The 22,286-nt window shown below is 61.1% G+C and carries 21 protein-coding genes; 7 read left to right on the forward strand and 14 right to left on the reverse strand.

The window, feature by feature from the left end; genetic code table 11:
* Positions 1-179: 179 nt before the first annotated feature.
* The gene (locus ACK3R5_RS11435) at positions 180-2,933 is read right to left on the reverse strand and encodes a BGTF surface domain-containing protein (protein ID WP_411967033.1); all 2,754 of its coding nucleotides are present in this window, start codon (positions 2,931-2,933) and stop codon (positions 180-182) included.
* A gap of 739 nt (positions 2,934-3,672) precedes the next feature.
* Here ACK3R5_RS11435 and ACK3R5_RS11440 point away from each other — a divergent pair.
* From ACK3R5_RS11440 to ACK3R5_RS11450, 3 genes are all read left to right on the forward strand, one after another.
* Positions 3,673-4,095, forward strand: coding sequence for a type IV pilin (locus tag ACK3R5_RS11440; RefSeq protein ID WP_411967034.1), 423 nt, complete (start codon positions 3,673-3,675; stop codon positions 4,093-4,095).
* Positions 4,096-4,620 (forward strand): type IV pilin, encoded by a 525-nt coding sequence (locus ACK3R5_RS11445; RefSeq protein ID WP_411967035.1) that lies wholly within the window; start codon positions 4,096-4,098, stop codon positions 4,618-4,620. It abuts the gene before it with no gap.
* A gap of 97 nt (positions 4,621-4,717) precedes the next feature.
* Positions 4,718-5,248 carry a type IV pilin gene (locus tag ACK3R5_RS11450; RefSeq protein WP_411967036.1) on the forward strand — a complete coding sequence of 177 codons (531 nt, stop codon included), beginning with the start codon at positions 4,718-4,720 and terminating at the stop codon, positions 5,246-5,248.
* Between the two features lie 52 nt (positions 5,249-5,300).
* Here ACK3R5_RS11450 and ACK3R5_RS11455 read toward each other — a convergent pair whose 3' ends face one another.
* The 4 genes from ACK3R5_RS11455 to ACK3R5_RS11470 all read right to left on the reverse strand — a co-directional run bounded on the left by ACK3R5_RS11455 (position 5,301) and on the right by ACK3R5_RS11470 (position 7,537).
* The gene (locus ACK3R5_RS11455) at positions 5,301-5,489 is read right to left on the reverse strand and encodes a hypothetical protein (protein ID WP_411967037.1); all 189 of its coding nucleotides are present in this window, start codon (positions 5,487-5,489) and stop codon (positions 5,301-5,303) included.
* A 49-nt stretch (positions 5,490-5,538) separates the two neighbouring features.
* The gene (locus ACK3R5_RS11460; protein ID WP_411967038.1) at positions 5,539-6,105 is read right to left on the reverse strand and encodes a DUF1684 domain-containing protein; all 567 of its coding nucleotides are present in this window, start codon (positions 6,103-6,105) and stop codon (positions 5,539-5,541) included.
* 49 nt (positions 6,106-6,154) lie between these two features.
* The gene (locus ACK3R5_RS11465; RefSeq protein WP_411967039.1) at positions 6,155-7,138 is read right to left on the reverse strand and encodes an aldo/keto reductase; all 984 of its coding nucleotides are present in this window, start codon (positions 7,136-7,138) and stop codon (positions 6,155-6,157) included.
* Between the two features lie 132 nt (positions 7,139-7,270).
* Positions 7,271-7,537 carry a hypothetical protein gene (locus tag ACK3R5_RS11470; protein WP_411964186.1) on the reverse strand — a complete coding sequence of 89 codons (267 nt, stop codon included), beginning with the start codon at positions 7,535-7,537 and terminating at the stop codon, positions 7,271-7,273.
* 428 nt (positions 7,538-7,965) lie between these two features.
* Between ACK3R5_RS11470 and ACK3R5_RS11475 the strand changes: the two genes are divergently transcribed.
* The gene (locus tag ACK3R5_RS11475; RefSeq protein ID WP_411964187.1) at positions 7,966-8,247 is read left to right on the forward strand and encodes a transcriptional regulator; all 282 of its coding nucleotides are present in this window, start codon (positions 7,966-7,968) and stop codon (positions 8,245-8,247) included.
* Here the strand turns inward: ACK3R5_RS11475 and ACK3R5_RS11480 are convergent, their stop codons facing one another.
* The 6 genes from ACK3R5_RS11480 to ACK3R5_RS11505 form a co-directional block, all read right to left on the reverse strand.
* Positions 8,248-9,183, reverse strand: coding sequence for a DMT family transporter (locus tag ACK3R5_RS11480; protein WP_411967040.1), 936 nt, complete (start codon positions 9,181-9,183; stop codon positions 8,248-8,250).
* Positions 9,184-9,295: 112 nt separating this feature from the next.
* Positions 9,296-10,624, reverse strand: coding sequence for an ABC transporter ATP-binding protein (locus tag ACK3R5_RS11485; RefSeq protein WP_411967041.1), 1,329 nt, complete (start codon positions 10,622-10,624; stop codon positions 9,296-9,298).
* Positions 10,617-11,783, reverse strand: a complete 1,167-nt coding sequence (locus ACK3R5_RS11490) for an ABC transporter ATP-binding protein (protein ID WP_411967042.1) — start codon at positions 11,781-11,783, stop codon at positions 10,617-10,619. The genes ACK3R5_RS11485 and ACK3R5_RS11490 overlap by 8 nt, the downstream gene beginning before the upstream one ends.
* Before the next feature lies 1 nt (position 11,784).
* On the reverse strand, positions 11,785-12,849 hold the full coding sequence (locus tag ACK3R5_RS11495) for an ABC transporter permease (protein WP_411964191.1): 1,065 nt from the start codon (positions 12,847-12,849) through the stop codon (positions 11,785-11,787).
* Between the two features lie 16 nt (positions 12,850-12,865).
* Positions 12,866-13,864, reverse strand: a complete 999-nt coding sequence (locus ACK3R5_RS11500) for an ABC transporter permease (RefSeq protein WP_411964192.1) — start codon at positions 13,862-13,864, stop codon at positions 12,866-12,868.
* A 3-nt stretch (positions 13,865-13,867) separates the two neighbouring features.
* The gene (locus ACK3R5_RS11505) at positions 13,868-15,496 is read right to left on the reverse strand and encodes an ABC transporter substrate-binding protein (protein WP_411967043.1); all 1,629 of its coding nucleotides are present in this window, start codon (positions 15,494-15,496) and stop codon (positions 13,868-13,870) included.
* 151 nt (positions 15,497-15,647) lie between these two features.
* Here ACK3R5_RS11505 and ACK3R5_RS11510 point away from each other — a divergent pair, with 151 nt between their 5' ends.
* Both ACK3R5_RS11510 and ACK3R5_RS11515 read left to right on the forward strand, forming a co-directional pair.
* Entirely contained in the window at positions 15,648-16,286 is a 639-nt protein-coding gene (locus ACK3R5_RS11510) for a ribonuclease H (RefSeq protein ID WP_411964194.1), read from the forward strand.
* A 160-nt stretch (positions 16,287-16,446) separates the two neighbouring features.
* Positions 16,447-17,100 (forward strand): HD domain-containing protein, encoded by a 654-nt coding sequence (locus ACK3R5_RS11515; protein WP_411967044.1) that lies wholly within the window; start codon positions 16,447-16,449, stop codon positions 17,098-17,100.
* Positions 17,101-17,111: 11 nt separating this feature from the next.
* Here ACK3R5_RS11515 and ACK3R5_RS11520 read toward each other — a convergent pair whose 3' ends face one another.
* The 3 genes from ACK3R5_RS11520 to ACK3R5_RS11530 all read right to left on the reverse strand — a co-directional run bounded on the left by ACK3R5_RS11520 (position 17,112) and on the right by ACK3R5_RS11530 (position 20,978).
* A complete protein-coding gene (locus ACK3R5_RS11520; RefSeq protein WP_411967045.1) occupies positions 17,112-19,367 on the reverse strand; it encodes an NADP-dependent malic enzyme in 2,256 nt (751 codons plus the stop codon).
* Between the two features lie 131 nt (positions 19,368-19,498).
* Positions 19,499-20,605, reverse strand: a complete 1,107-nt coding sequence (locus ACK3R5_RS11525; protein ID WP_411967046.1) for a M24 family metallopeptidase — start codon at positions 20,603-20,605, stop codon at positions 19,499-19,501.
* Positions 20,606-20,687: 82 nt separating this feature from the next.
* Positions 20,688-20,978 (reverse strand): hypothetical protein, encoded by a 291-nt coding sequence (locus ACK3R5_RS11530; RefSeq protein ID WP_411967047.1) that lies wholly within the window; start codon positions 20,976-20,978, stop codon positions 20,688-20,690.
* Positions 20,979-21,256: 278 nt separating this feature from the next.
* On the opposite strand from ACK3R5_RS11530, the gene ACK3R5_RS11535 reads away from it, so the two are divergent.
* Positions 21,257-22,048: a COX15/CtaA family protein gene (locus tag ACK3R5_RS11535; protein WP_411968658.1), complete on the forward strand. Its 792-nt coding sequence runs from the start codon at positions 21,257-21,259 to the stop codon at positions 22,046-22,048.
* The last annotated feature ends 238 nt before the right edge of the window (positions 22,049-22,286 follow it).

Below are 22,286 nucleotides of genomic sequence, written 5' to 3' on the forward strand. Positions count from 1 at the left end.
GAGCGACAGGACACCAAGACACCCGCAGCACAGCAGGAGGGAGACGCAACCGCGATACATCCGGTAGACTCCGTGCGTCGAGAACGAGACGACTGTCGGACGAGTGCAGTCGCTCACCGGACGAGCGTCGAAAGAATGGAAACGGGCCGGGAGCGGTCCCGGTGGTTAGTTAGCGGTCGTTAGTCGCGACGGATGGCGAGGAGTGCCGCGGCGACGAGGGCAACGAGGGCGACGACAACGCCGAAGCCGGGCGTCTGGGATTCCGTGGTGGTCTCCTCAGTCGTGGCTTCAGTCGTCGTTTCTTCGGTGGTCGTCTCCTCGGTGGTGGTTTCCTCAGTCGTCGTGGTGGTTTCCTCAGTCGTCGTGGTGGTTTCCTCGGTCGTGGTGGTCTCTTCGACCGCCTCGCCGACGTTACCATCGACTTCGACCTCGTCAGCGACGCCGCCGGACACGGTCGCGGTGAACGTGTCGCCGACGCTCTGTTCGGAGAAGTCGAAGTCAGCCGTGAACGTACCGTTCTCGCTCACGTAAGCCGTCGCAGTCTTGAGGAACCGTGGCTGGGTGTCGCCGTCGGAACGGAGACGGATCGTGAGCTCCGAACCGGGTGCGACGTTGGACGTCCCAGAGATGGTCTGCGATTCAGCGTTCGTGACGTTGACCGGGTCCATGTCGAAGTCGTGTTCGGCTTCGACGTTGGAGTATTCGGCCGTCATCGAGCTGTTGTCGTCGACCAGCGCGGTTGCGGAGTCGACGTCGTCCTCACCGACCATCTTGAACTCGACCTGGTAGGAGTCGTCGTCCTCGGGCGCAGCAGCGGAATCAGCGCCGTCGCCAAGGTCGTAGACACCGGACTCGTTGTTCTCACGCTGGGCGTCGATGGACTCAGAGTTGAAGACAACGAAGTAGGTATCGTTGTTACCGTCTGCGACGACATCGGCGTCCGACACGTTGAGAGTCTTCGCGTCGCGGTTCGGACCGGGGTTGGTCTGGTTGATGACGAGCTGGTAGGAGTCACCGTAGCCGTTGCCGAAGAAGTTCGGCGTCTCGTCACCTTCAGCGCCGGTCGAGCCTTCGAGGCCCGACGCGACGATTTGGACGACGACCTTGTCGCCGAAGGCGATCTGGTCGTCCTGCGTGACGTTACCGTTCTCGAGTGCTTCTGTGACGTCGTCGAGGTCACCGAAGCTCTCACTGTTCGGTGCAGTCCAGATTGCAACGGTCTGGACGCCACCTTCTTCGAGGACGAGCGTACCGACGTTGTCGGCGTTGTCCTCGGTTGCAGTCCGTCCGGTACGGATTTCGAGGTCGTAGTCACCAGCGTCGATGAGGTCGCCCGTCGCCGTGGTGACTTCCGTGTCGTCGTTCGAGCCAGTCAGGATGTCGTCGTCGCTGTCGTCGACATCGAAGACGTCGCCCGTGTTAGTGCTCGTCGATTCGGAGCTGTCCCAGAGGAGGATAACTTCGCCGTCGTCGTTGCCGTCTTCGACGGTGACGTTAGCGGCGTAACCCTGGTCTTCCGAACCGATGGTGACGGTTGCGATGTCAGTGTTCGAGAGGGTGAGCGGGATCGCGACGACGTCACCACGCTGGTCGGTGACGACGTTGTTCGCGAAGTCAGCCTTCCCGTCTGCTGCTTCGGTCACGGTGACCGTGTCAGACTCGATGGTGACACCGGACCGCGTGTCGGTGACTTCCACCGTGTAGTCGCCGTCGTCGAGGTCAGTGAGGTCGAACTCGAAGTCGAGTTCACCCTGACCGTCGAGGTTCTCGTCTTCGATCGGCGAGTAGTCGTCTTCGTCGACTTCGTCGCCGTCCTCGTCGAGGAGGAGCACGTCGACAGGCCGGTTACCCGCGTTAGCGGAGGCCGTGCCTTCGAGGTCGTCGTCGGTCGTGACGTTCAGGTCTTCGAGCGTGACGTCGAGACCGAGGTCACGGACGTCGATTTTGCCGCTCGTACCATCGATAGTGTAGTTGTACCGCTCGATTTCGCGGTTCTCAGTGTTGAACGTGAAGACTTCAGAGTTCTCACCGGTGGAACCACTGAATGCGAAGCCTTCGTTGTCGTCCTGGGATTCGTCAGACTCGACGTCAACGTCCTGGTTAATGGCACCGTTCGTGATAGCAACGACTTCGCCCTGGTAGGCGTTGACGTTGTTACCGTTGGCGGTCACCGTCGCGACGGTCACCGTCGCGTTGTTGTCGCTGTCGAGGCCGTCAGAGACGGAGTTCCCAGCGGTGTCCTGAACAGTGTCAGGCACTTCGACGACGATGTCGCCGGTGTAGACGCCGTTAACATCGAGGACAACCTGGCCGGCGTTCGGCTGGCTGCGGCTCTCGATGATGGAGTTGACCGGATCGTCGTCCTGGTAGACGTTGATATCACTGATGTTCGTGACTTGCTCGGTGAACGCGATCTCGATGACCTCGTCACCGCCGTCGTTCACATAGTGGACTGCCGAGGACAGTTCGGGGCTACCGGCTTCGTCCGCCGGCGTTGCCGCTTCGACAGTCAGCGTGGCGTTGGCTTCCTCATTCGTACTCGGAATGGTTTTGCCAGCGGTCTCGATTGCCGAGAGGTTGTAGGTTCCCGTTGAGAGGCCCGAGGTGTCGAGCGTGACGAGAACTGTGTCATCCCCGTCGTCGTAGGTTGGGGAATAGGTGGTGTTCGTTGCGTTCAGTTCGCCATCGTTGAGAACGCCGTCATCGTTGGAGTCAATCCAGACGGTAGTGTTGTTCTCACCGGAGGCGCCTGCTGCACTACTACTATTGACAGTAACGCTGATCGTTACTGTGTCACCTTCTGTGACTGTTGTGTCAGGGAGATTGGTGACTTCAGCGGCGGCACTACCCGAGAGCGCGATGGACCCGGCGAAAACCGAGAAGACCATCAGCGCTGCGAGCAGTACAGCGCGAATTTGCTTATTGCGTGTCATTGTTGTTTTGATGGGTGTTGCAGTCGGGGACATCGTTTTCGTCGACCCTCGGACGTAACCAAGCCGGGCAAGACCCGGGCCGAGGCGAGGTACTCACAGATGCCTCCGTGGGCAGGGGTACAGTAAGACCACTTGACCTATCGCGGTAAATACTTTGTGTGATTGACTTTTCCTCAAACCGCCATCGTATGGCGATACGAGGCCCGATTCGGCCATGTAGGGCAAAAAGCATTTATGCCCTCAATTCTTTAACAATAACGCGTGCGCACGCACCTTGGGTAGGAACGAAGTCCCCACACATTGGGGACACTCGTTCTCGGGTGGTATCAACTCCTGAGCGACTGTTCTGGACGTTCGAGCCCCGTCGACGAAAGCCACCAACTAATGTTAGTCACGCGTGGGCGAGCGTCGGCAGCGGTGCGCGATACAAATATCTCCCCGCTCAGGAGTGATATTTATAGAAGCGACTCGAATGTGTCAATTCAGTTAACTTGACGTGAAATCCGAGACGACATTCACTACTTAAATACAATATAAATAGTATATTAACCAGTGATTTCGAACCGATAACAACCCGTTAATCTGGCACCTACATTTAAGTAACCACCAGAGTAACCACTCCGGTACACACCGAGACGGAAACCGGGCAGTGGCGTGGGGGCGCACCCTCCTCACGAGGGTGCGACGAACGCTTACCAATCGTCCGGCAGCAACACCACCGTCCGGGTGTTGGACATACATGCAACTCAAAAACCTATTCACAGAAGACCGCGCAGTCAGCCCAGTCATCGGGGTCATCCTGATGGTTGCGATTACCGTCATTTTGGCGGCCGTCATCGGGACCTTCGTCCTCGGACTCGGTGACCAAGTGAGCGAAACCGCACCGCAGGCGAGCTTTAGTTTCGACTACGACGGTTCAAACACTTTGACGGTTACCCACGAAAGTGGTGAAGCAATTGACAGAAACCTGCTCTCGTTCTCGGGAAGTGGGTACGGTAGTACTTCCAGTGACTTCCCCAACACGAATGTTGCCGCAGGAGACAGTGCAACCATTACCACTGCGACGGACCCATTGACCGGCGGGGATGAGGTCCGGATCGTTTGGACATCTCAGTCCGGCTCGACCTCCGCGACGCTCCAGAAGTGGACCTACAACGGATAGATGAACTTCAAACAACTCCTCGCTGACGACGATGCGGTATCGCCCGTCATCGGGGTCATCCTGATGGTCGCGATTACGGTCATCCTCGCGGCAGTCATCGGGACCTTCGTCCTCGGACTAGGCGATCAAGTCGGGGACACTGCTCCACAGGCGAGCTTTGCGTTCGATTACACGAACAACTCAGCACACACAGATTCAACTCTCGATGGTGACGTTCTGGAGATCACTCACGAGAGTGGTGACCAGATCGCAGCGTCCGAACTGTCAGTTTCAGTTTCGGGTGCCAAGAACGCTAGTGACGATTCTAGTGTCAGCTTAGCCACCGGTGAACCATCCATACCGAATCCAATGAGCGCTGGAAAAACGATTACGCTCGATGACGATTCGTTTACTGGACTGTCAACTGGTGATGGCAGTGCTGGAACAGACGTCAGTCTTTCTGGCGCATCTGTCCGTGTCGTCTGGACCTCCGAGAGTGGTTCCAACTCCGCCACGCTCCAGAAGTGGACCGGTCCTGACGCCTAACCGGGAAAGCACCGTTCCCTTTTCTTCAGCGTCTGACGCCCCGACACCTTTAGGTTCAAATGTTGTGAATGTTCAACAGAACACACAGTCAGCAACCATGAAATTCACTGACCTACTCACAGACGACGACGCAGTATCACCCGTCATCGGGGTCATCCTGATGGTCGCGATTACAGTCATATTGGCGGCCGTCATCGGGACGTTCGTCCTCGGACTGGGCGACCAAGTCGGGAACACAGCACCGCAAGCGAGTTTTGCATTTGACTACACGAACAATTCGACACACACTGACACAAATAGCTTAGAGGGAGACCAACTCGTGATAACTCACGAGAGTGGTGACCAAATTGAGGGTGCTCGGCTCTCTGTTGCGATTAGTGGTGCCAGCACAGGTGCGGATGGTTCGGTCACCCAAGCAAGCGACAAGCCAGATATTCCAGACCCTATAAGCGCAGGAAAATCAATTACTGTTGATGATACTACATTCTCGCTCGGGACAGGAACCGCGACAAACAGGGAACCAGCTAATGACCTCAGTCTCGCAAGTGCTACTGTCCGCATCGTCTGGACCGACGAATCCGGTTCCTCTTCGGCGACGCTCCAGAAGTGGTCTGGACCTGACGCGTAAACTCAGCTAACGAATTATTTTTTCGAACGCGAAAAGCGCGAGAGCGACGGCCTTAGACCGGACGCCCGCCTTCGGAGGTGCCGACCATCCACGTGCCGAGGACGATGGCCGCCGCGCCGGCGAGGACGGCGTACGACGTTATCTGTGCGGTGTTTGGAAGTGCAGCGGGGAGCATCGCGACCGTTCCGACGAGCATCAGGACGACGCCGATGAGTGCGTTGCGCGAACTGAGGAGTCCCATATGGTAGCCTCTCCGGAAGGAGGTGATATGGAACTTGCGCTTTCGATTGCTAAGGCGACTCGTACTGCTTCTCGCCCGCCGGGACGACGACTTCCAGCCAGTTTTCCTCCGGCGGGAGCGGACAGTCGAACGTGTCCGTGAAGGCGCAAAACGGGTTGTACGCGATGTTGAAGTCGACGACGATGTCGTCGAGTTCGTCGAGGGGCACTTCGGGCGTGAGTTCCATGTACCGACCACCCTCGTAGGTCTGTTGTCCGGTGGTCTTGTCCCGGAAGGGGACGAACAGCGTGCGCGTGTCTTCGTGCTCCTGTTGGTACGCGCCGAGTTCGAGTTCGGTGTCGCGCAGTTCGAAATGGAAGGTCGCGACGCGGAGATACCGAACCTCACGGCCGGCGGAGGTGTCCATCACGACCGGTTCCGGGTCGGCGTGCGTCTCGACGGACGCGGTGACGCGGAACGCCGGGTCTGGGTCGAAGTAGTCGAGGCCGGAGAAGTCGTCGCGCTCTGCCGGTGGAATCGGTGACTGCGGGTGGGTGTCGAAGAAGTCGTCTTTCTCGCGGCGCTTCGCTCGGAGTTCGTCGATGTACGCCTCGGCGTCGAACGCGTCGTCGGTCATAGTCGGTGGTATCCGCCCGCGACACCTACACCTGACGGTTCGAGGTGCGCTACACCGAGAGGTGGCGCTTGGCGGCCGAGAGACGCTCGAACTGGCCCGCAGTGAGGTCGATATCGGCCGCGACGACGTTCTCTTGGAGTTGGTCGACGGTCCGTGCGCCGACAATCGGTGCCGTGACCTGTGGGTGATGCAGCAACCACGCGAGACTCACCTGTCCCGGTGACGCACCGACTTCGTCGGCGACTGCTTCGACGACGTCGAGGGCGTCGAAGTTCTCCGCGGTGAGATACGAATCCGCGAAGCGCTGGTCGTTCGCCGCGCGAGACGTCGGCGGTGGCGTCTCGTCGCGTGCGTACTTCCCGGTGAGGAATCCGCCGGCGAGTGGTGACCAGGGGACGACGCCGATGTCGTAATCGGCACACATCTCGAGATAGTTGCCTTCGATTTCTCGGTTGACGGCGTTGTACCGCGGTTGGGCTACGCGAAACGGTTCGTAGCCCCGTTTGTCGGCCAACTCGTTGGCCTTGACCACCTTCCACGCGTTGGGTTCGAGCGTCGACGTGCCGAGGTAGTTCACCTTCCCGTCGCGGACGAACTGGTCGAGCGTCCGCATGAACTCCTCGACTGGCGTGTCGTCGTCCCATCGGTGGATGTACAGCAGGTCCACGTAGTCGGTGCCGAGTCTGTCGAGGATGCTGTCGATTTGTCGACGGAGGTGTTTTCGATTGAGTCCGCGTCCGTTGGCGTCGTCACGGGTGGGCCAGAATATCTTCGACGCGACGACGAAGTCCTCTCTGTCGAGACTCGCGAACCACTCCCCGATGTACGACTCGCTGGCACCGTCGCCGTACATGTCCGCGGTGTCGATGAAGTTCCCACCCGCGTCGGCGTAGGCGTCGAGGAGTTCGTGGGCCTGCGCAGCACCGACTTCGACCGACCCGTCGTCGGTCTGTCGGCCGAATCGCCACGTTCCGAACGCGAGTTCCGAAACGCTCGTTCCGGTTCGTCCCAGTGGGACCATCTCGAGCGACATACCTGAATCGACGACGTGGCCGTGATAAAGAATCCCGATTTCCATCTACGAACGGATCTCACAGATTAACAGAACACTATCGGAAGTCGGATGAACCGCAAAAAAACGAATCGAGGAGGGGCGACAGGGGGGTTACGAGCGTGCGTAGTTGTGTCCGAGGACCAGTGCGAGGGCGTTGAGCGCGATGAGCGTCACGAAGACCGTGAGTTCACTCGCCTGCAGGCCACCGAACAAGAGTGGCACGTACAGGAACGGAAGCGCGACTGCGGCCCAGAACCCGACGAAGCGGAGGGGTGCTGCGACGAGTCTGACACCGATCGGTAGTTGCTGTTCGTCTGCGACCATCTCCCTGAGTCTGGAGATGCGTTCGCGGGGGAGGTTGGTTGATGAGTTCGACATAGCGGGGAACCTGCATCTACTACAACAACAGGAGGGGTCATAATTACGTGCGAGAATTCACATCGTTTCATTTCCATTATCAGAAGAACGTCCGGTAAATGTGAAACTTTATTTGCGGTCGAGCGGGCTTTTAACCGTTTATAGAGTCTTCTAACCTTTTTATTCAATTTTATGTTCTGAGATATTGGATTGTAATAAATACCTGAATGTACCTGCTCGAAGTGACGTTAGGACGACACAAATCGGCACCCATGACCCCCTTCGAGCGTCCAATTAGGATGAACGAAATACGAACCAATCTGTGACTGTTCACCGGCTTGATCGCGATAAAGACTCAGAAACGGGGGTGGTGAGGGTGGCCGACGCCGAAAGCCCCTTCCTCGCCGTCGTCCCGTACCGATTTACTTCGTGCGCACGACTGACGGACCATGTCGGACCTCAACCGCGTCGCCAAGCGCATGTACAACATCCACCCGAATGCGATGTACCTCACCGTCTCTGACGACACAGAAGGAACGTTCAGACTACAGAGCGCGGAGTTCTTCCAGACCGAGTTTCAAGCGGAGGGAAAACGAGAGAGCGACGATGCGCTGTATCGGTTCGCGACGACGGACGATAACGACGCAGTCATCGTCGGACGACAGGCCCCCGGCGAAGACGGGTGGTCGATGGTCGGAACGGTGAGGTCCGTCGAACGAATCGACGAGTAATCAATCAGTCACCGAGACGCCATCGCCGAACCGATGGCGGAGTTCCCGCTGAATCGCCCCCCGTTTGAGCAGGACGAACCCAAGGAAGATGAGGGCGAACCCACCCACAGTCGCGAGCGTCGGCACCTCACTCAGGAAGGCCCACCCGGAGAGCGCGGCGAATATCGGTGCTACGTACGAGACGAGATTGATTTCGATAGGGCCCAGTCGTTCGAGCAAGTCGAAGTAGATGAGAAAGCCAATCGCGCTCGCCGCAATCGACAGATAGCCCAGTGCGAGCATCGACTCCGTGTTCACGACGACGTCGGTGAACGACTCCCCCAGGCCGACAGAGAGGACGTGCATCAACAACGCACCGCCGAGCATCGACCACGCCTCCATCGTCTCTATCGGCATCTCCGATTCGATACGTCGAGTCAGGACCGACCCGAGTGCGAACGACGCTGCTGCGCCGAAGACGAGGAGTTTCGCGACGGTGCCACCGGCGAGTAAGTTGTTTGGGTCGAGTTCCGAGAGGACGGCCACCCCCACGAGTCCGAGGAGGAGGCCGACGATACCGAGCGTCGTCAGTCGCTCGCTCGGGAGAAACACCCGTGCGAATCCGGTCGTAAGTACGGGACTGAGACTCACGATGACGGCGGCGGCGGCACTCGTCACCGCAGGGTCGGTTTCCCCGACGAACAACAGTGCGTGATACGCCGCGATGAGCAGGACAGAGCCAATCGCGATTTCCGTCCACTCTGCTCTCCCGCGTGGGAGCGGTGCGTCGGTGACGAAGAGCGCGTAAGCCAGCATTATCACGCCAGCGACGTCGTAGCGGAGGGCGGCAAAGAGCACTGGCGGGAAGAACTCCAGTCCGGCCTTGATGGCCATGAACGCCGACCCCCAGATAGCGGCGAGGACAACGAACAGTCCGAGGTTGCGGTACCGTGTCACAGCGGTGATGTGCTCGGTGTGTGCCTGAACGTTTCGATGTGGGGTCGTTTCGCCGGAATCTGCCGGCGGTTTCGGGCTACCGTCGTCGAAAAACAGGTGGGAGACGTCCCGCTCAGTCGTCTGCTTCGATTGGTCCGGCGTTCGTCTCGATGACGGTCACCTCGTCCGACCCCTCGTAGAGGTGGCACGCAGCGGGGTGGTGTGCGTCGCCGACGGCGGGGCGGCGGGTCTCACACGGACTCTCGAAGCGATTCCGGAGCGTCTCTTTGGCGCGTTCCTCGTCGCCGTCGGCGAGGTGGCCGAGTGCGGTATCGACGACGCCTGCGACTTCACCGCGAAGTTCGGCGTCGACGTGGCGCGACCGGGCCTCCTCGATGAAGGCTTCGTCGTCTACGCGTTCGGGGTCGGCGGCGTCCCAGATGTGTTCGGGGTTGACGTCACCGACGTCGAGTGCGTCCCGGAGGTCCATCACGGCACGGTAGGTCTCCTGGTCGATACTCAGGTCTGCTGGCGGGATGACCTTCGGACAGCGCGTCCGGAACCGACAACCAGACGGTGGGTTACGTGGCGATGGCACGTCGCCAGAGAGCGCCTCGACACGGCGGCCGTGTTCGGCAGTCGATGGCCGGGGAACGCTCTCCAAGAGCGCCTGCGTGTAGGGGTGTTTGGGCGACTCGAACAGGTCGTCTGTCGGACCGAGTTCGACGATGTTACCGAGGTACATCACCGCGACGCGGTCACAGATGTGCCGGACGACAGAGAGGTCGTGGGCGATGAAGAGGTAAGTGAGGCCGAACTCCTCTTGGAGGTCACCGAGCAAGTTCAGCACCTGTGCCTGCACGCTCACGTCGAGCGCCGACACCGGTTCGTCGAGGACGATGAAGTCGGGTTCGAGTGCGAGTGCACGGGCGATGCCGATACGTTGGCGTTGACCGCCGGAGAACTCGTGAGGATAGCGGTCGAGTTGGGTCGCCGAGAGGCCGACGCGTTCGAGCAGTTCGCCGGCCTTGCTTCGGCGCCACTCGCGTTTCGACTGGTCGCCCGAATCGTCGGGAATCCCGTGAATCTTTAGCGGTTCGGCGATGATGTCGCCGATAGTCATCCGCGGGTCGAGACTCGAAAATGGGTCCTGGAAGACGATTTGGGCGTCCTTACGGAACGCCTTGAGTTCCTCGGAGTCCATCTCGAAGACGTCGTCGCCGTCGAAGCGAACCGACCCACCGGTCGCCTCTCGGAGACGGAGGAGCGTCTCACCGGTCGTCGACTTCCCGCACCCGGATTCGCCGACGAGTCCGAGCGTCTCACCGGGTTCGATGTCGAACGAGATGCCGTCGACTGCTTTCACGCTGCGGCGCTCGCGGCCGAGTAACGTGTCGACAAACGTGTCCTGTTCGAAGTAGTACTTCTGGAGGTCACTCACTTCGAGGAGGGGGTCAGTCATCGGCGTACACCTCCGGTTCGATTGCGTCGGCCGGGTCGTACTCTCGTTCGGCGAGCACACAGCGGACGCTGTGGCGCCCGTCGAGTTCGTACTCCGGGATTCGGGTCATACAGTCGTTCATAGCTTTCGGACACCGGTCTGCGAAGTAACACGCGTCCGGCATCTCCGAGTCGATGAGACTCGGCACGTTGCCAGAGATGGGTTCGAGTCGAGTCGAAGGGTCGTCGACGTCCGGGATGGACCCCAACAGCCCTTGGGTGTACGGGTGGACGGGCGCGTCGAAGATGTCGCCGAGCGGCCCTCGTTCGACGATTTCGCCGGCGTACATGACGCCGACACGGTCACACATTCGGGCGATGACTCCCAGGTCGTGGGTGATCATCAGGATGCTCATGCCCTCGCGTTCCTGGAGGTCACGAAGCAGGTTCAGAATCTGTGCTTGAATCGTCACGTCGAGCGCCGTCGTCGGTTCGTCCGCGACGAGGATGTCGGGTTCGCCAGCGAGCGCCTGTGCAATCATCGCCCGCTGGAGCATCCCCCCAGAGAACTGGTGGGGGTACTCTTCGGCGCGGTCCTCTGGGTCGGGAATCCCGACCTGGTCGAGGAGTTCGACCGCTCGCTCCATGCTCTCGTCGTCGACGTAGCTCTGCGACGGCAGTAGCGTATCGACGACGAGCGACCCCAGACCGTAGCCTTGCGTCCGCGAGCGAGTGCTTCGCGGGTTCGCCTTGGCACGGCGCTGGACCTCTACCGCTTCGGCAATCTGCTCACCGACGGTGATAGAGGGGTTGAAACTGCTCATCGGGTCCTGAAACACCATACTGAACGAGGGGCCGCGAAGCGACCGGCGGACGCCTTTCGGAAGCTGGCGAACGTCCACGAAGTCGCCGTCGACGGCGCTCGGATGCGACCCACGGAACTCCTCGGCGAGCGATTCGTTTCGGTACCAGATTTCGCCGGCGGTCACGCGTCCGGGCGAGTCGATGAGGTCGATGACCGACAACGCAGTGACGGACTTCCCTGACCCCGACTCGCCGACGATACCGAAGATTTCCCCGTCTTCGACGTCGAACGAGACAGATTCGACCGCGTTGACCTGCCCTTCTTCGGTGAAGAAGCGAGTCGAGAGGTCCCGAATCTTGAGGATGGGGTCGGCCATCTCAGACACCTCCCTCCCCTTCGATGCCGGGGTCGAGCGCGTCTCTGAGCCAGTCGCCTACGAGGTTCAGTCCGATGACCGTCACCACGATGGCGAGTCCGGGCATCGTCGAAATCCACCACGCAGTCGACTGGTACTGCCGACCGAGCGCGATGTCGAAGCCCCACGACACGTCGGCCCCGGAGAAACCGAGGAACGACAGCGCGGATTCCAGCAAGATAATCGCGGCCACCTGAATCGTCGCCAAGACGAGAATCGGCGTAATCGCGTTGGGGAGGACGTGCCGGAGCATCGTCCGCCCGTTGCTCGCGCCGAGGGCGCGTGCGGCTTTCACGTACTCCTCTTCGCGGATAGAGAGTGCTTCGCCACGCGCGACGCGGGCGAACCACACCCAGTTGACGAGGGCGACGACGACGATGACCGTCCCCGGAAGGACGACGGTGTCGGGCATCCCCGTCGGTAACCCGATGGCCGACCGGAACGCGGGTGCGACTCCCGACACGACGAAGGGGTCGGGTATCGGTGCCTGTGCTTGTCCCCAGACGCCCACGAGGGCGATTGCGAGGACGAGCGACGGGAACGCGAGCATGATGTCCGCACCGCGCATCAGCGCGTCGTCGACGCGTCCACGGTAGAACCCCGCCGAGAGACCGACGAGGACGCCGATGAGGGCGGCGAGCGACGTGCCGAAGAGACCGACGAGGATGGAAGTTCGGGCACCGTAGATGATGCGAGAGAGGATATCTCGCCCGTTACCGTCGGTACCGAGAGGGTGTGCCACGGTAGCGTTCGTGTACACCGTCTGTTCTTCGGTGACGACTTGCCCGTTTTCGATGACGACACTCCCGTTTTCCATCTTCGTCACCTCCTTCGTCTCTTTGGTGCTGAATCCGAGGGGTGGTTGGCGTGCGTTTTCGAGATTCTGTTGGCCCGGACTATACGGCGAAATAAACGGCGCGAAGATGGCCATCGCCAGCATCAGGACGACGACGGCGATGCCAATCTTCGCGAGAAGACTCCGGTTTAGTTCCCGGCGAAGGTTTCTGATTGTTCGTTCCGATATCATCGATTAACGACCTGGTTCAATCGTAGGCCACCTGCGGGTTGACGTAGGCGTACAGCGCGTCTACGAGGATGTTCACGAGGACGAACCCAACCGCGACGACGATGAGCGACCCCTGTAGGACCGGCCAGTCGCGTGCGTTGATGCTGTTGATGATGAGCGTCCCCAGACCCGGCCACGCGAAGACGGCCTCGGTGATGACGGCCCCGCCGATGAGGGTGCCGAGTTGGAGGCCGATGACGGTGATGACCGGGATGAGTGTGTTTCGAAGCGCGTGCTTGTAGCGGACGAGCGTCTCGGGAAGCCCCTTCGCTCGCGACGCTCGAACGTACGTCTGGCCTAACTGGTCGAGCATGCCGCTGCGAGTGAGGCGCGTGATGAGCGCGGTGAAGTAAGTTCCCAACGTAATCGCGGGCAGTGTGATGTGCCACAACCACGTCGTGAGCCCATCGAATGCCGCACTGAGGTTCCCATCGAAGACGAGCAACACGATGCCATCGATACCGATGGGACGTTGACTCGTCGGGAAGAGATTCAGTTGCACCGCCAGTACGAGGATGAGCATCACGCCCAACCAGAAGTTCGGCGTGCTGATGCCGACGAGTGAGAACACCGTCGCCCCGTAGTCGGCGGGTTGGTGTCGTCGCGTCGCCGAGACGACGCCGAGCGGAATCGCGATGATGACCGCGACGATGGTCGCGGCTATCGCGAGTTCGAGCGTAGCCGGTAGTTTGGTGACGACGCGCGATGCGACCGGCGTTCGCGTCACGAGCGAGAGGCCGAGGTCACCGACCGGGATACCCGAGATGAACTCCCAGTACTGGACGTACAGGGGTTCGTTCAACCCGAGTTCAGCGATGACCTGCGCTCTGACCTCGGGTTCGACGTCGGGCGGTAACAACACGTTTGCCGGGTCTCCCGGTGAGATAAACCGGAGACCGAAGACAACCGTGATGACCCCCCAGATGACGAACAGCCCCTGGAGCGAACGCTTGATGAGGAACCTCGACAGGGACATCGACTACTTCAGGCTCATGTCGTACACGTCGATACGCTCGTCGGAGCGTGCTTCCCACGCGATGGCGTCGTTGACACCGTAGACACTGAACTGCTGGTTCAGGAAGATCCACGGACATTCCTCGTGTGCCATCGCGTTTGCTTCCTGGAGCGTCGCGTCGCGCTCGTCGCCAGACTGTTGGCTGGCCTCTTGGAGGAGCGCGTCGAAGTCCTCGTTCTGCCAAGTTGTGAGCGTCCCGTCCGAAGCGAGGAGCGCCTGCATGACGAGGCCACCGTCGAACGTCGCTTCACCCCATCCGATGAGGAACCAGTGCGGGCGTGCCTCGATGGACCCGGCGAGGAGTTCGTCGACGAGCGACCCGAAGTCACGCTGGCGAACCGACGCCGACACGTTCGGCAGTTCGTCGATGTAGCCGGCGACTGCCTGTGCGATTTCGAGGTCCTTCAGGTAGCGACCGACCGGCGTGTTGAGTTCGATTTCCGCACCGGCGTAGCCGGACTCTTCGACGAGTTGCTCGGCCATCTCGGGGTCGTACGGGTACGGGTCGAGGTCCTCGTTGTGGCCGACGAACTCGGGGAGCGTCGGTTGACTCGTCTGTGCACCGAAGCCACCCAGGACGTTCTGGACGATGGACTCGAGGTCGATGGCGTAGTTCATCGCCTGTCGGAACTCGACCGAGTCGAACGGTTCGACGTCGTAGCGCATCGCGTTGTAGATGATACGCGTCGACGGTGCCGCGGCGACACGGGTGTTCTCGTTGTTGTTGACACGCGAGACTTCCTGCGGCGGGACGTTGACGATGACGTCCGTCTCACCCTGCAGAAGCTGGTTTACACGCGTGCTCGCTTCGGAGGCGGCACGGAACGTGAGCGTATCGACTGCTGCGGGTTCCTGCCAGTAGTCCTCGTACGTGGTGAGAACGACTTCTTCGTCTTCCGTGTAGGACTCGAGCATGAACGGACCAGTGCCGTTCATCTCTTGGCCGATCTCTGCCTTGCTTCGCTCTTCGACCCACGAGCGTTGCATCACGTCGAGGTACGTCGCGAACTCGGAGAACACGATGGGGTTTAGACCGTCGTTGTTCACCTTGACAGCTCGCTCGCCGTCGATGACCTCCGCACCGGTGACACCGGCGAGTTGGTCGGACTGCGGACTCGCGAAGCCAACTTCCTCGTCGACGACGCGGTTGATACTGTAGGCGACGTCCTCGGGCGTGAGTTCGTCACCGTTGTGGAAGGTGACACCCTCGCGGATGTCGAACCGGACGGCGTCTTCGCCGTCGATGCGCTCGTAGTTCGTCGCGAGCGCAGTCTGCATCGCACCGGCGGCGTCGCGCGTCAGGACGCCCTCGTACGCGTGCAGGACGACGATGTCCGTCGGCGTCTCACGGTGGTCCTGTGGGTCGAGACCCGAGGGCATCTGCCCCTGCGTAATCGTCACCTCGAACGGTTCGCTCTCGTCGGGCGTCGACGTCGTCGTCTCTGTCTCCTCACCACCGCTTTCGGTGGTGGTAGTCGTCGTCTCCGTCTCGTCGCCGCCGCCGGTACACCCAGCGAGAGCGGCAGACGCGGCAGCGCCTCCAGCAAGCTTCAGATAAGTCCGTCGACCGATGTGAGAATTGCTATCAGTCATCGGAGGAAGATTGCGTCCGTCGTTCTTATATCCATTGCCTTGTTGGCACGGATTCACCCGTCTGCCTATATATATTTTAGACGTATAACATAGTGCATCGGACCCTCAAACACGGGGTACGTTTATTAACTACCATCGCGGAACGATTCGTATGGCCGTGACCGGCCGTCCCACCCTCAGGGACTTGTTCGACGAGTCACCGACGCCCCACATCGCACATCCACCGCGGACCCACCATCGGCACTTCTACGTGGCGACGGACGGGTCGTACCGACCGAGCGGCGGCGGACTCGGTGCAGTAATCGAGACGCGTGACGGGGAACGAGTCGCCCGTATCGCATTTCAGGACGTCGCTCCCAACAACAACATTTCAGAGTATCGGGCGCTCCACCTCGGATTGGACGTCCTCGCCCACCGTGCACCCAGAGGTGCCCGTGTCGGCATCCTCGTGGACCACGATGACCTCGCGGCGAACGTGAACAACGCCGTGCTCGCCGGCAACAACCCCGACTGGAAGTCGCCGAAGCGCATCGTCGTCCCACCGGGCAGCGAACACCATTGGCGGGGAATTCAGGCCCGTATCGCTGGATTCGACGAGGTTCGCGCCGCCCGCATCGACAGCAGGGAGAATCCGGCACATCCACTCGCAAACGCGCCGAGTGAGTACGAACACGTCAACGACCAAGCCGACCGGTGTGTCCTTCCCGAACCGCTCGACTTCGAGTCGGACCGCGACAACGACGTGAGTTACCTCCCGCCGTCGCGGTTCGAAGGCCGAGCGAGCGACTGAGAGTCCGCAGAACCCAAGCCCTCGACTCGTCAATCGGAGGCCGATGACGAACAGGAGACTGGCTTGAATCCGAGTTGTGAGTGCGCGTCTCGCGCAGCGTCGCTCAGTACAGCGTCGTCCACACCAGCAGCTTTTTGCGGATTTCCTTCGACGTGAATATATGCCCGCCGAGGACGACACGTTACTCCGACGCGTCCGACCGATTGCACGGTCGTACTTTCGGCAGGAGACGAGTCCTGCACACGACTGGTTTCACGTTCGCCGCGTCGAAGTGAACGCCGACCGACTCGCGTCAGCCTACGCCGACGTCGACGACACCGTGATTCGACTCTCGGCACTGTTACACGACATTGGCCGCCCGAAGGAAGACAACGGCGACATCGACGACCACGCCGAGTGGGGCGCAGTGGAGAGCAACCGCATCCTCCGCGAGCACGGATGCGCTCCCGAGCGACGTGACGCCGTCTCTCACTGCATCAGCGCACACCGCTATTCGAACGACGTCGAACCGGAGACGCTCGAAGCGAAAATCGTCAGCGACGCAGACAACCTCGACGCCATCGGCGCAGTCGGCATCGCCCGGTGTTTCGCCTACGGCGGTGAATCGGGGTCGCCGATACACGACCCATCACTGCCGGTCGAAGCAGACCTGTCGGCCGCTGGTGAGACGCAGTTCAACCACCTCCAGAAGAAACTCCTGAACGTCTCGAACCGGATGTACACCGACGCAGGGCGCGAACTCGCGGCGGAACGAACCGAGTTCGTACAGGCGTTCGCCGACCGATTCGAAGAGGAAGTGGCAGGAAGACGGTAGGGGGTCGGCTCTTACTCTTCCTGTGCGTCGACAACCGCAGTCGCCGCCAGATTGACGATGTCCTTCACTTCGTCACCGCGCTGGAGGACGTGCACCGGTTTGTCCATGCCGACGAGCATCGGGCCGATGGCTTCCGCGCCGCCGAGGCGCTGGAGGAGTTTGTAGCCGATGTTCCCGGCTTCGAGGTTCGGGAAGATGAGGACGTTCGCGGGTTCGTCGAGTTCGGCGAAGTCGTAGGTTCCTTCGAGGATATCCTCGACGAGCGCCGTGTCGGCCTGCATCTCGCCGTCGACGGGGAAGTCGACTTCGGGGTCGTTCTGGAGCAGTTTGGCCGCGTCACGGGGCTTCGCAGTGCCCTCGTTGTTGACGCTGCCGAAGTTGGAGTACGACAGGAGCGCCGCGCGCGGTTCGATGTTGAACCGGCGGGCGAGTTTCGCGGTGTGTTTCGTAATCTCCGCGAGAATCTCCTCGTTGGGGTCGAGATTGACCGTCGTATCGGCGCAGAAGACGACGCGGTTCTTGAACGTCATCATGTAGACACCAGCCGCGTAGTTCGCGTCCTCGGCAGTGCCGACGACCTGCAGCGGTGGCCGGAGCCCAGCGGGGTAGTGGTGGGTAAGCCCCGTGAGCATCGCGTCGGCGTCGCCCATCTCGACCATGATGCTGGCGAAGTAGTTGGAGTCGCGGCGAATGAGGTCGCTCGCCTCTGACTCGGTGATACCCTTGCGCTGGCGGAGTTCGTACAACCGGTCGGCGTAGTGGTCCCACTCGCCGTCTCGCGGGTTGGCGATAGTCGGGTCGAAGTCCAGTCCGAGTTCTTCGGCCTTCCGGAGGATGCGTTTGGTGTTGCCGATGAGGATGGGTTGAGCGATGCCTTCTTCTTGCATCTGATAGGCCGCTCGAATCATCTTCTCGTTGGTCCCCTCGGCGAGGGCGACTCGCTTGGGGTCGGACTTCGCCTTGTTGAGGACGACGCGCATCATCTCGCGCGACTTCCCGAGACGTGCTTCGAGGCGTTCGCGGTACTCGTTCATGTCGAGGCGCTTGCGGGCCGCCCCGGAGGTCATCGCCGCTTGCGCGACGGCCGGTGCGACTTCGAACAGCACGCGTGGGTCGAGCGGTTTGGGGATGAGATAGTCGGCACCGAACTGCAGTGGGTGGTCGCCGTAGGCCTTGACGACGGCGTCGGGCACGTCCTGTCGGGCGAGTTCGGCGAGGGCCTCGGCGGCGGCACGCTTCATCGCCTCGTTGATTTCGGTCGCTCGCACGTCGAGTGCGCCGCGGAAGATGAACGGGAACCCGAGGACGTTGTTCACCTGATTCGGGTAGTCCGAGCGTCCCGTCGCCATGATGACCGTGTCGTCGCGGGCCGATTTGGCGTCCTCGTACCCGATTTCCGGGTCCGGGTTCGCCATCGCGAAGATGATTGGGTCCTCGGCCATCGACTGGACCATCTCCTGGGAGACGATGCCGCCGATGGAGAGTCCGGCGAAGACGTCTGCGCCCTCCATCGCGTCGGTGAGGTCACCGTCTTCGACCGGTTGGGCGAACTCGGCTTTGTACTTGTTGACGTCGCCCGCTTCGACGCGCGACTCGGTGATGATGCCCGAGGAGTCACACATCGTGATGTTCTCTTTCTTCGCGCCGAGCGAGACGTAGAATCGTGCCGTCGCGAGCGCGGACGCCCCCGCACCGGAGAAGACGATGTCGAGTTCGTCGAGGTCCTTCTCGACGATGTCGGCGGCGTTGAGGAGGGCCGCACCGGAGATGATGGCCGTCCCGTGTTGGTCGTCGTGGAAGACGGGGATGTCCATCGTCTCGCGGAGTTGCTCTTCGATTTCGAAACACTCCGGGGCCTTGATGTCCTCTAAGTTGATGCCACCGAACGTCGGTTCCATCGCCTTCGTCGCGGCGACGAAGTCGTCGACGTCGGTGATGTCGAGTTCGATGTCGAACACGTCGATGTCGGCGAAGCGCTTGAACAGGACGCCCTTCCCCTCCATGACCGGCTTCGACGCCTGAGCACCGATATCACCGAGTCCGAGCACCGCCGTCCCGTTCGAGACGACGCCGACGAGGTTCCCCTTGGAGGTGTACTCGTAGGCGGCGTCTTCGTCGTCGGCGATGTCGCGACACGGTGCCGCCACGCCCGGCGAGTACGCGAGGCTCAGGTCCCGTTGTGTGTTCGTCGGCTTCGTCGTCGCGATCTCGATCTTACCCGGCGGGTCTTGCCGGTGATATTCCCGAGAGTCGTCGTCTAATCCCATGATTTACACCTGCACGCGCGGGAGGCAAAAAACTATCCAACCCCGTCGAATAATGACTTCGACGATAGTCGAACACCCGCCAGACGGCGAGCGGGTGCTGGTGGGCGTCGTCGGTAGAGTGTGGCGGAGGACTACTCCGCGTCCAGATGGAGAATCTTGGGGCGTTCGAGTTCCACGTCGCCCGTGGCGTCCGTAACCGTCGTCGTCGGCCACTGGCCGGTGGTCGTCAGTACGTCGATGTCGTCTGCGGTGACGAGTACGGTGTCTTCGCTCTTGGCACCCTCGATGGTCGGGTTGTACGCGTAGGCCATCGGAACCGTAACCGGGTCGTCTGCGTCCGGCCGTGCGAACCACTCGCGTCCGGCGTAGCCTGCGGCACCGCCCTGATGGTGGTTCAACCACTCGTCGGACTCGCCAACCTCGTCGTAGGTGTCGCGAATCGCGTCGAACACGTCGCCGGCAGTCCCGTCTTCGGTTGCCACCCGCTGTGTCGCTGCAAGCGCGTTCACCTCCACCTGCATCGTCTTTTCGTGCCGCGATTCGAGCCAGTCGGGGGCGTCGAAGGCGACGGTACGCGTACAACTCGCGTAGAGGCCGTCACGCTCTGCCGTCACCGAGACGAGTGCGTAGTCGCCGATGCGCTCCTGTGTCGGCGTGTAGTGGCGGTACTTCTGTGCGCGACGACTGCCACCGACGAGGACGACGGGCGTCTCGATACCCATCGCGCTCAGCGTGACGCGGAGTCCCGAGGCGACTTCCGTCTCCATGTCTTGGGGTTCGAGTTGACGACAGACCCGTTCGACGGCACTCGCGGCGTCGCGGCCGAGTTCACGGAACGCCTCGATGTCGTCGTCGGTGAGTGGGTGACGAAGTGCGCCTGCGTCCACGTCCTCGAATCCGGGGACGTCGAAGTCGGCGGCGGCCGGTGTCGGCGAGACTGCCGCGACGCCAGACGCGAGCGAGCCTTCGTACCACTGGTACTGGTGGATTTGGACGTCCTCGTGCGGCACTTCCTCGTGGAGGAGGCGCGTCGCTTCGATGTTGTCGGTCACGACGTGGAACTCGTCGCCGTCGTACCCGGCGGCGGCGACACCGACTGGTGCGTCTCTATCCACGACGTTGTCGCCGTCGAGAAGCCACGCAAACGAGTTCGGGCGGGCGAACCAGACTGCTTCGAGGCCAGTCTCATCGAGATACGCGTCGAGACGTTCGGCCCGAGATGCGAGTCGCTCGTTCATATCCGGGGGTCCAACTGGACCGACTTCAATGGGGCGACTCGTCGCCGAGACTCGCCGAATGGACAGTCGACAAAAAAGCAATTCAGGGTGATTCTATCGCGCAGTTCCGCGTCGTCAAGTCGTAGTTGAGTTGTGAGACTACCGCCTGAATCGGGCCGAGCACGTCACCTTCGAGGACGTGGTCGACCGGAAGTCTCTCCGCGAATCCGTCGATTTCCGCGTACGCGTCGGCGTACAGTTCTTCGCACACCGCTTCGCCGGTGTTATTCCCGTCTGACAGTTCGTCCGCCGCCACCGGTCCGACACCGGCGACGAGCAGTCCCACCACTACACAGAAGGCCACGAGCCCCCTCGTGAGCCACTTTCGCGTCATCTCTCTCCCCCAACTCTTAGTTGGGTGTCTCATCGGAAATATGTTCGCTGAATTATATTTCTATCCGATTCTGGACTGAAATCGATATACGTCCGTAGGTTGTCAGACGGTTGGTGTCTCTCCGAAGATGGTCACGTCGTCGACGTCGCTGTGAGTGGCAACCGGACTGGCCACCCGTGACAGCTTCGACGCCCGAACCTGAGAGATATAAGTTCGCGCAAACCTGACCCCAGCGTATGACACCTCGGCTTCGCCGCCTCCTGGCCGGTGCCGCCGCGATGACTGGCATCCTGATGGTCCTCGGCGTCTACACCGCCGCCTCGGGTGCCGGACTGACCTGCGCGGGTCGTTGGCCGTTCTGTGACGGATTCCTCGGACTGTTCCCGGCCAACTGGGGCAGTTTCATCGAGTGGTTCCACCGCCTCGTCGCCATGCTCACTGGCTTCCTCATCCTCGGGACGACGGTGAAAGCGTGGCGCGAAGGCGTCGCGGCACGCGTCCGCTGGGCGCTCGTCGTCGCCACCGTGATTCTCCCGTTCCAAATCGTCCTCGGCGCACTCACCGTCACCGAGTACGAGTGGGTCATCCTCACCGCCCACTACGTCGTCGCGACGTCCATCTTCACCGCCGTCGTCGCCGCCGCCGCGTGGGGACTCACCGACCGTGGAATCCCGCGCGTCGCAGACGCCATCCGACTTGCACTCGTTGGGGCACCCATCATGCTCGTCCTCACTCCCCACACGTTCGTCTCGTTCGGGCCACTGTCGCAGGCGACGTACTACGTCGTCGGACTCGCGACGTACGGTGCACTCGTGGCCGCGACGCTCTGGGCGAACGCGGCACACGAGTCGCGTGCGGACGTGTACGGCCGTCTCAGATTCGTCACCGGACCCGCCAGCGTCGTCGTCGTCGCCCTGCTCATCGCCGGCAGGCAGGTGTACGGCCCGACGCTCCAACTGGCCCACCTCGGCGGGACTGTCGTCGCGCTGATTCTCGTCGTCGCCGCCGCTGTCCTGGTGCGTGGCGGACTCCCCCGTCCCCCAGAGGGAGTCTCCAACGACGCCGACTGACGGGGAGTCCGTCCCCCATTCTGCTCTCCGACGCCGTAATCGACTGTCAACGGGATCAAAAAAGTAAGCAACAGTTATATCCTTGTGCCAAAATCCGCCCCGTTTTTGATTTCTGTCCATAATCCGAGCAGTATTCTATTCATTCACCTTATTTACTGGCAATTTTCACCAAAAGAACCGTGAATCGAGACGCATATCGAAGAAGTGTTATACGGGGATGTGCTACCTGTGGCCTGTT

This window comes from Haloferax sp. YSSS75 (assembly GCF_046764215.1).
Taxonomy (GTDB): Archaea; Halobacteriota; Halobacteria; order Halobacteriales; family Haloferacaceae; genus Haloferax.

What these genes read in the sequence shown, in the direction of transcription:
- ACK3R5_RS11520 (WP_411967045.1), bottom strand. Translation starts at nt 19,367, where the DNA reads ATGGGATTAGACGACGACTCTCGGGAATATCACCGGCAAGACCCGCCG.
- ACK3R5_RS11535 (WP_411968658.1), top strand. Translation starts at nt 21,257, where the DNA reads ATGACTGGCATCCTGATGGTCCTCGGCGTCTACACCGCCGCCTCGGGT.
- ACK3R5_RS11455 (WP_411967037.1), bottom strand. Translation starts at nt 5,489, where the DNA reads ATGGGACTCCTCAGTTCGCGCAACGCACTCATCGGCGTCGTCCTGATG.
- ACK3R5_RS11470 (WP_411964186.1), bottom strand. Translation starts at nt 7,537, where the DNA reads ATGTCGAACTCATCAACCAACCTCCCCCGCGAACGCATCTCCAGACTC.
- ACK3R5_RS11510 (WP_411964194.1), top strand. Translation starts at nt 15,648, where the DNA reads ATGGCCGTGACCGGCCGTCCCACCCTCAGGGACTTGTTCGACGAGTCA.
- ACK3R5_RS11530 (WP_411967047.1), bottom strand. Translation starts at nt 20,978, where the DNA reads ATGACGCGAAAGTGGCTCACGAGGGGGCTCGTGGCCTTCTGTGTAGTG.
- ACK3R5_RS11475 (WP_411964187.1), top strand. Translation starts at nt 7,966, where the DNA reads ATGTCGGACCTCAACCGCGTCGCCAAGCGCATGTACAACATCCACCCG.
- ACK3R5_RS11435 (WP_411967033.1), bottom strand. Translation starts at nt 2,933, where the DNA reads ATGACACGCAATAAGCAAATTCGCGCTGTACTGCTCGCAGCGCTGATG.
- ACK3R5_RS11500 (WP_411964192.1), bottom strand. Translation starts at nt 13,864, where the DNA reads ATGTCCCTGTCGAGGTTCCTCATCAAGCGTTCGCTCCAGGGGCTGTTC.
- ACK3R5_RS11440 (WP_411967034.1), top strand. Translation starts at nt 3,673, where the DNA reads ATGCAACTCAAAAACCTATTCACAGAAGACCGCGCAGTCAGCCCAGTC.
- ACK3R5_RS11460 (WP_411967038.1), bottom strand. Translation starts at nt 6,105, where the DNA reads ATGACCGACGACGCGTTCGACGCCGAGGCGTACATCGACGAACTCCGA.
- ACK3R5_RS11485 (WP_411967041.1), bottom strand. Translation starts at nt 10,624, where the DNA reads ATGACTGACCCCCTCCTCGAAGTGAGTGACCTCCAGAAGTACTACTTC.
- ACK3R5_RS11505 (WP_411967043.1), bottom strand. Translation starts at nt 15,496, where the DNA reads ATGACTGATAGCAATTCTCACATCGGTCGACGGACTTATCTGAAGCTT.
- ACK3R5_RS11490 (WP_411967042.1), bottom strand. Translation starts at nt 11,783, where the DNA reads ATGGCCGACCCCATCCTCAAGATTCGGGACCTCTCGACTCGCTTCTTC.
- ACK3R5_RS11515 (WP_411967044.1), top strand. Translation starts at nt 16,447, where the DNA reads ATGCCCGCCGAGGACGACACGTTACTCCGACGCGTCCGACCGATTGCA.
- ACK3R5_RS11465 (WP_411967039.1), bottom strand. Translation starts at nt 7,138, where the DNA reads ATGTCGCTCGAGATGGTCCCACTGGGACGAACCGGAACGAGCGTTTCG.
- ACK3R5_RS11525 (WP_411967046.1), bottom strand. Translation starts at nt 20,605, where the DNA reads ATGAACGAGCGACTCGCATCTCGGGCCGAACGTCTCGACGCGTATCTC.
- ACK3R5_RS11450 (WP_411967036.1), top strand. Translation starts at nt 4,718, where the DNA reads ATGAAATTCACTGACCTACTCACAGACGACGACGCAGTATCACCCGTC.
- ACK3R5_RS11495 (WP_411964191.1), bottom strand. Translation starts at nt 12,849, where the DNA reads ATGATATCGGAACGAACAATCAGAAACCTTCGCCGGGAACTAAACCGG.
- ACK3R5_RS11445 (WP_411967035.1), top strand. Translation starts at nt 4,096, where the DNA reads ATGAACTTCAAACAACTCCTCGCTGACGACGATGCGGTATCGCCCGTC.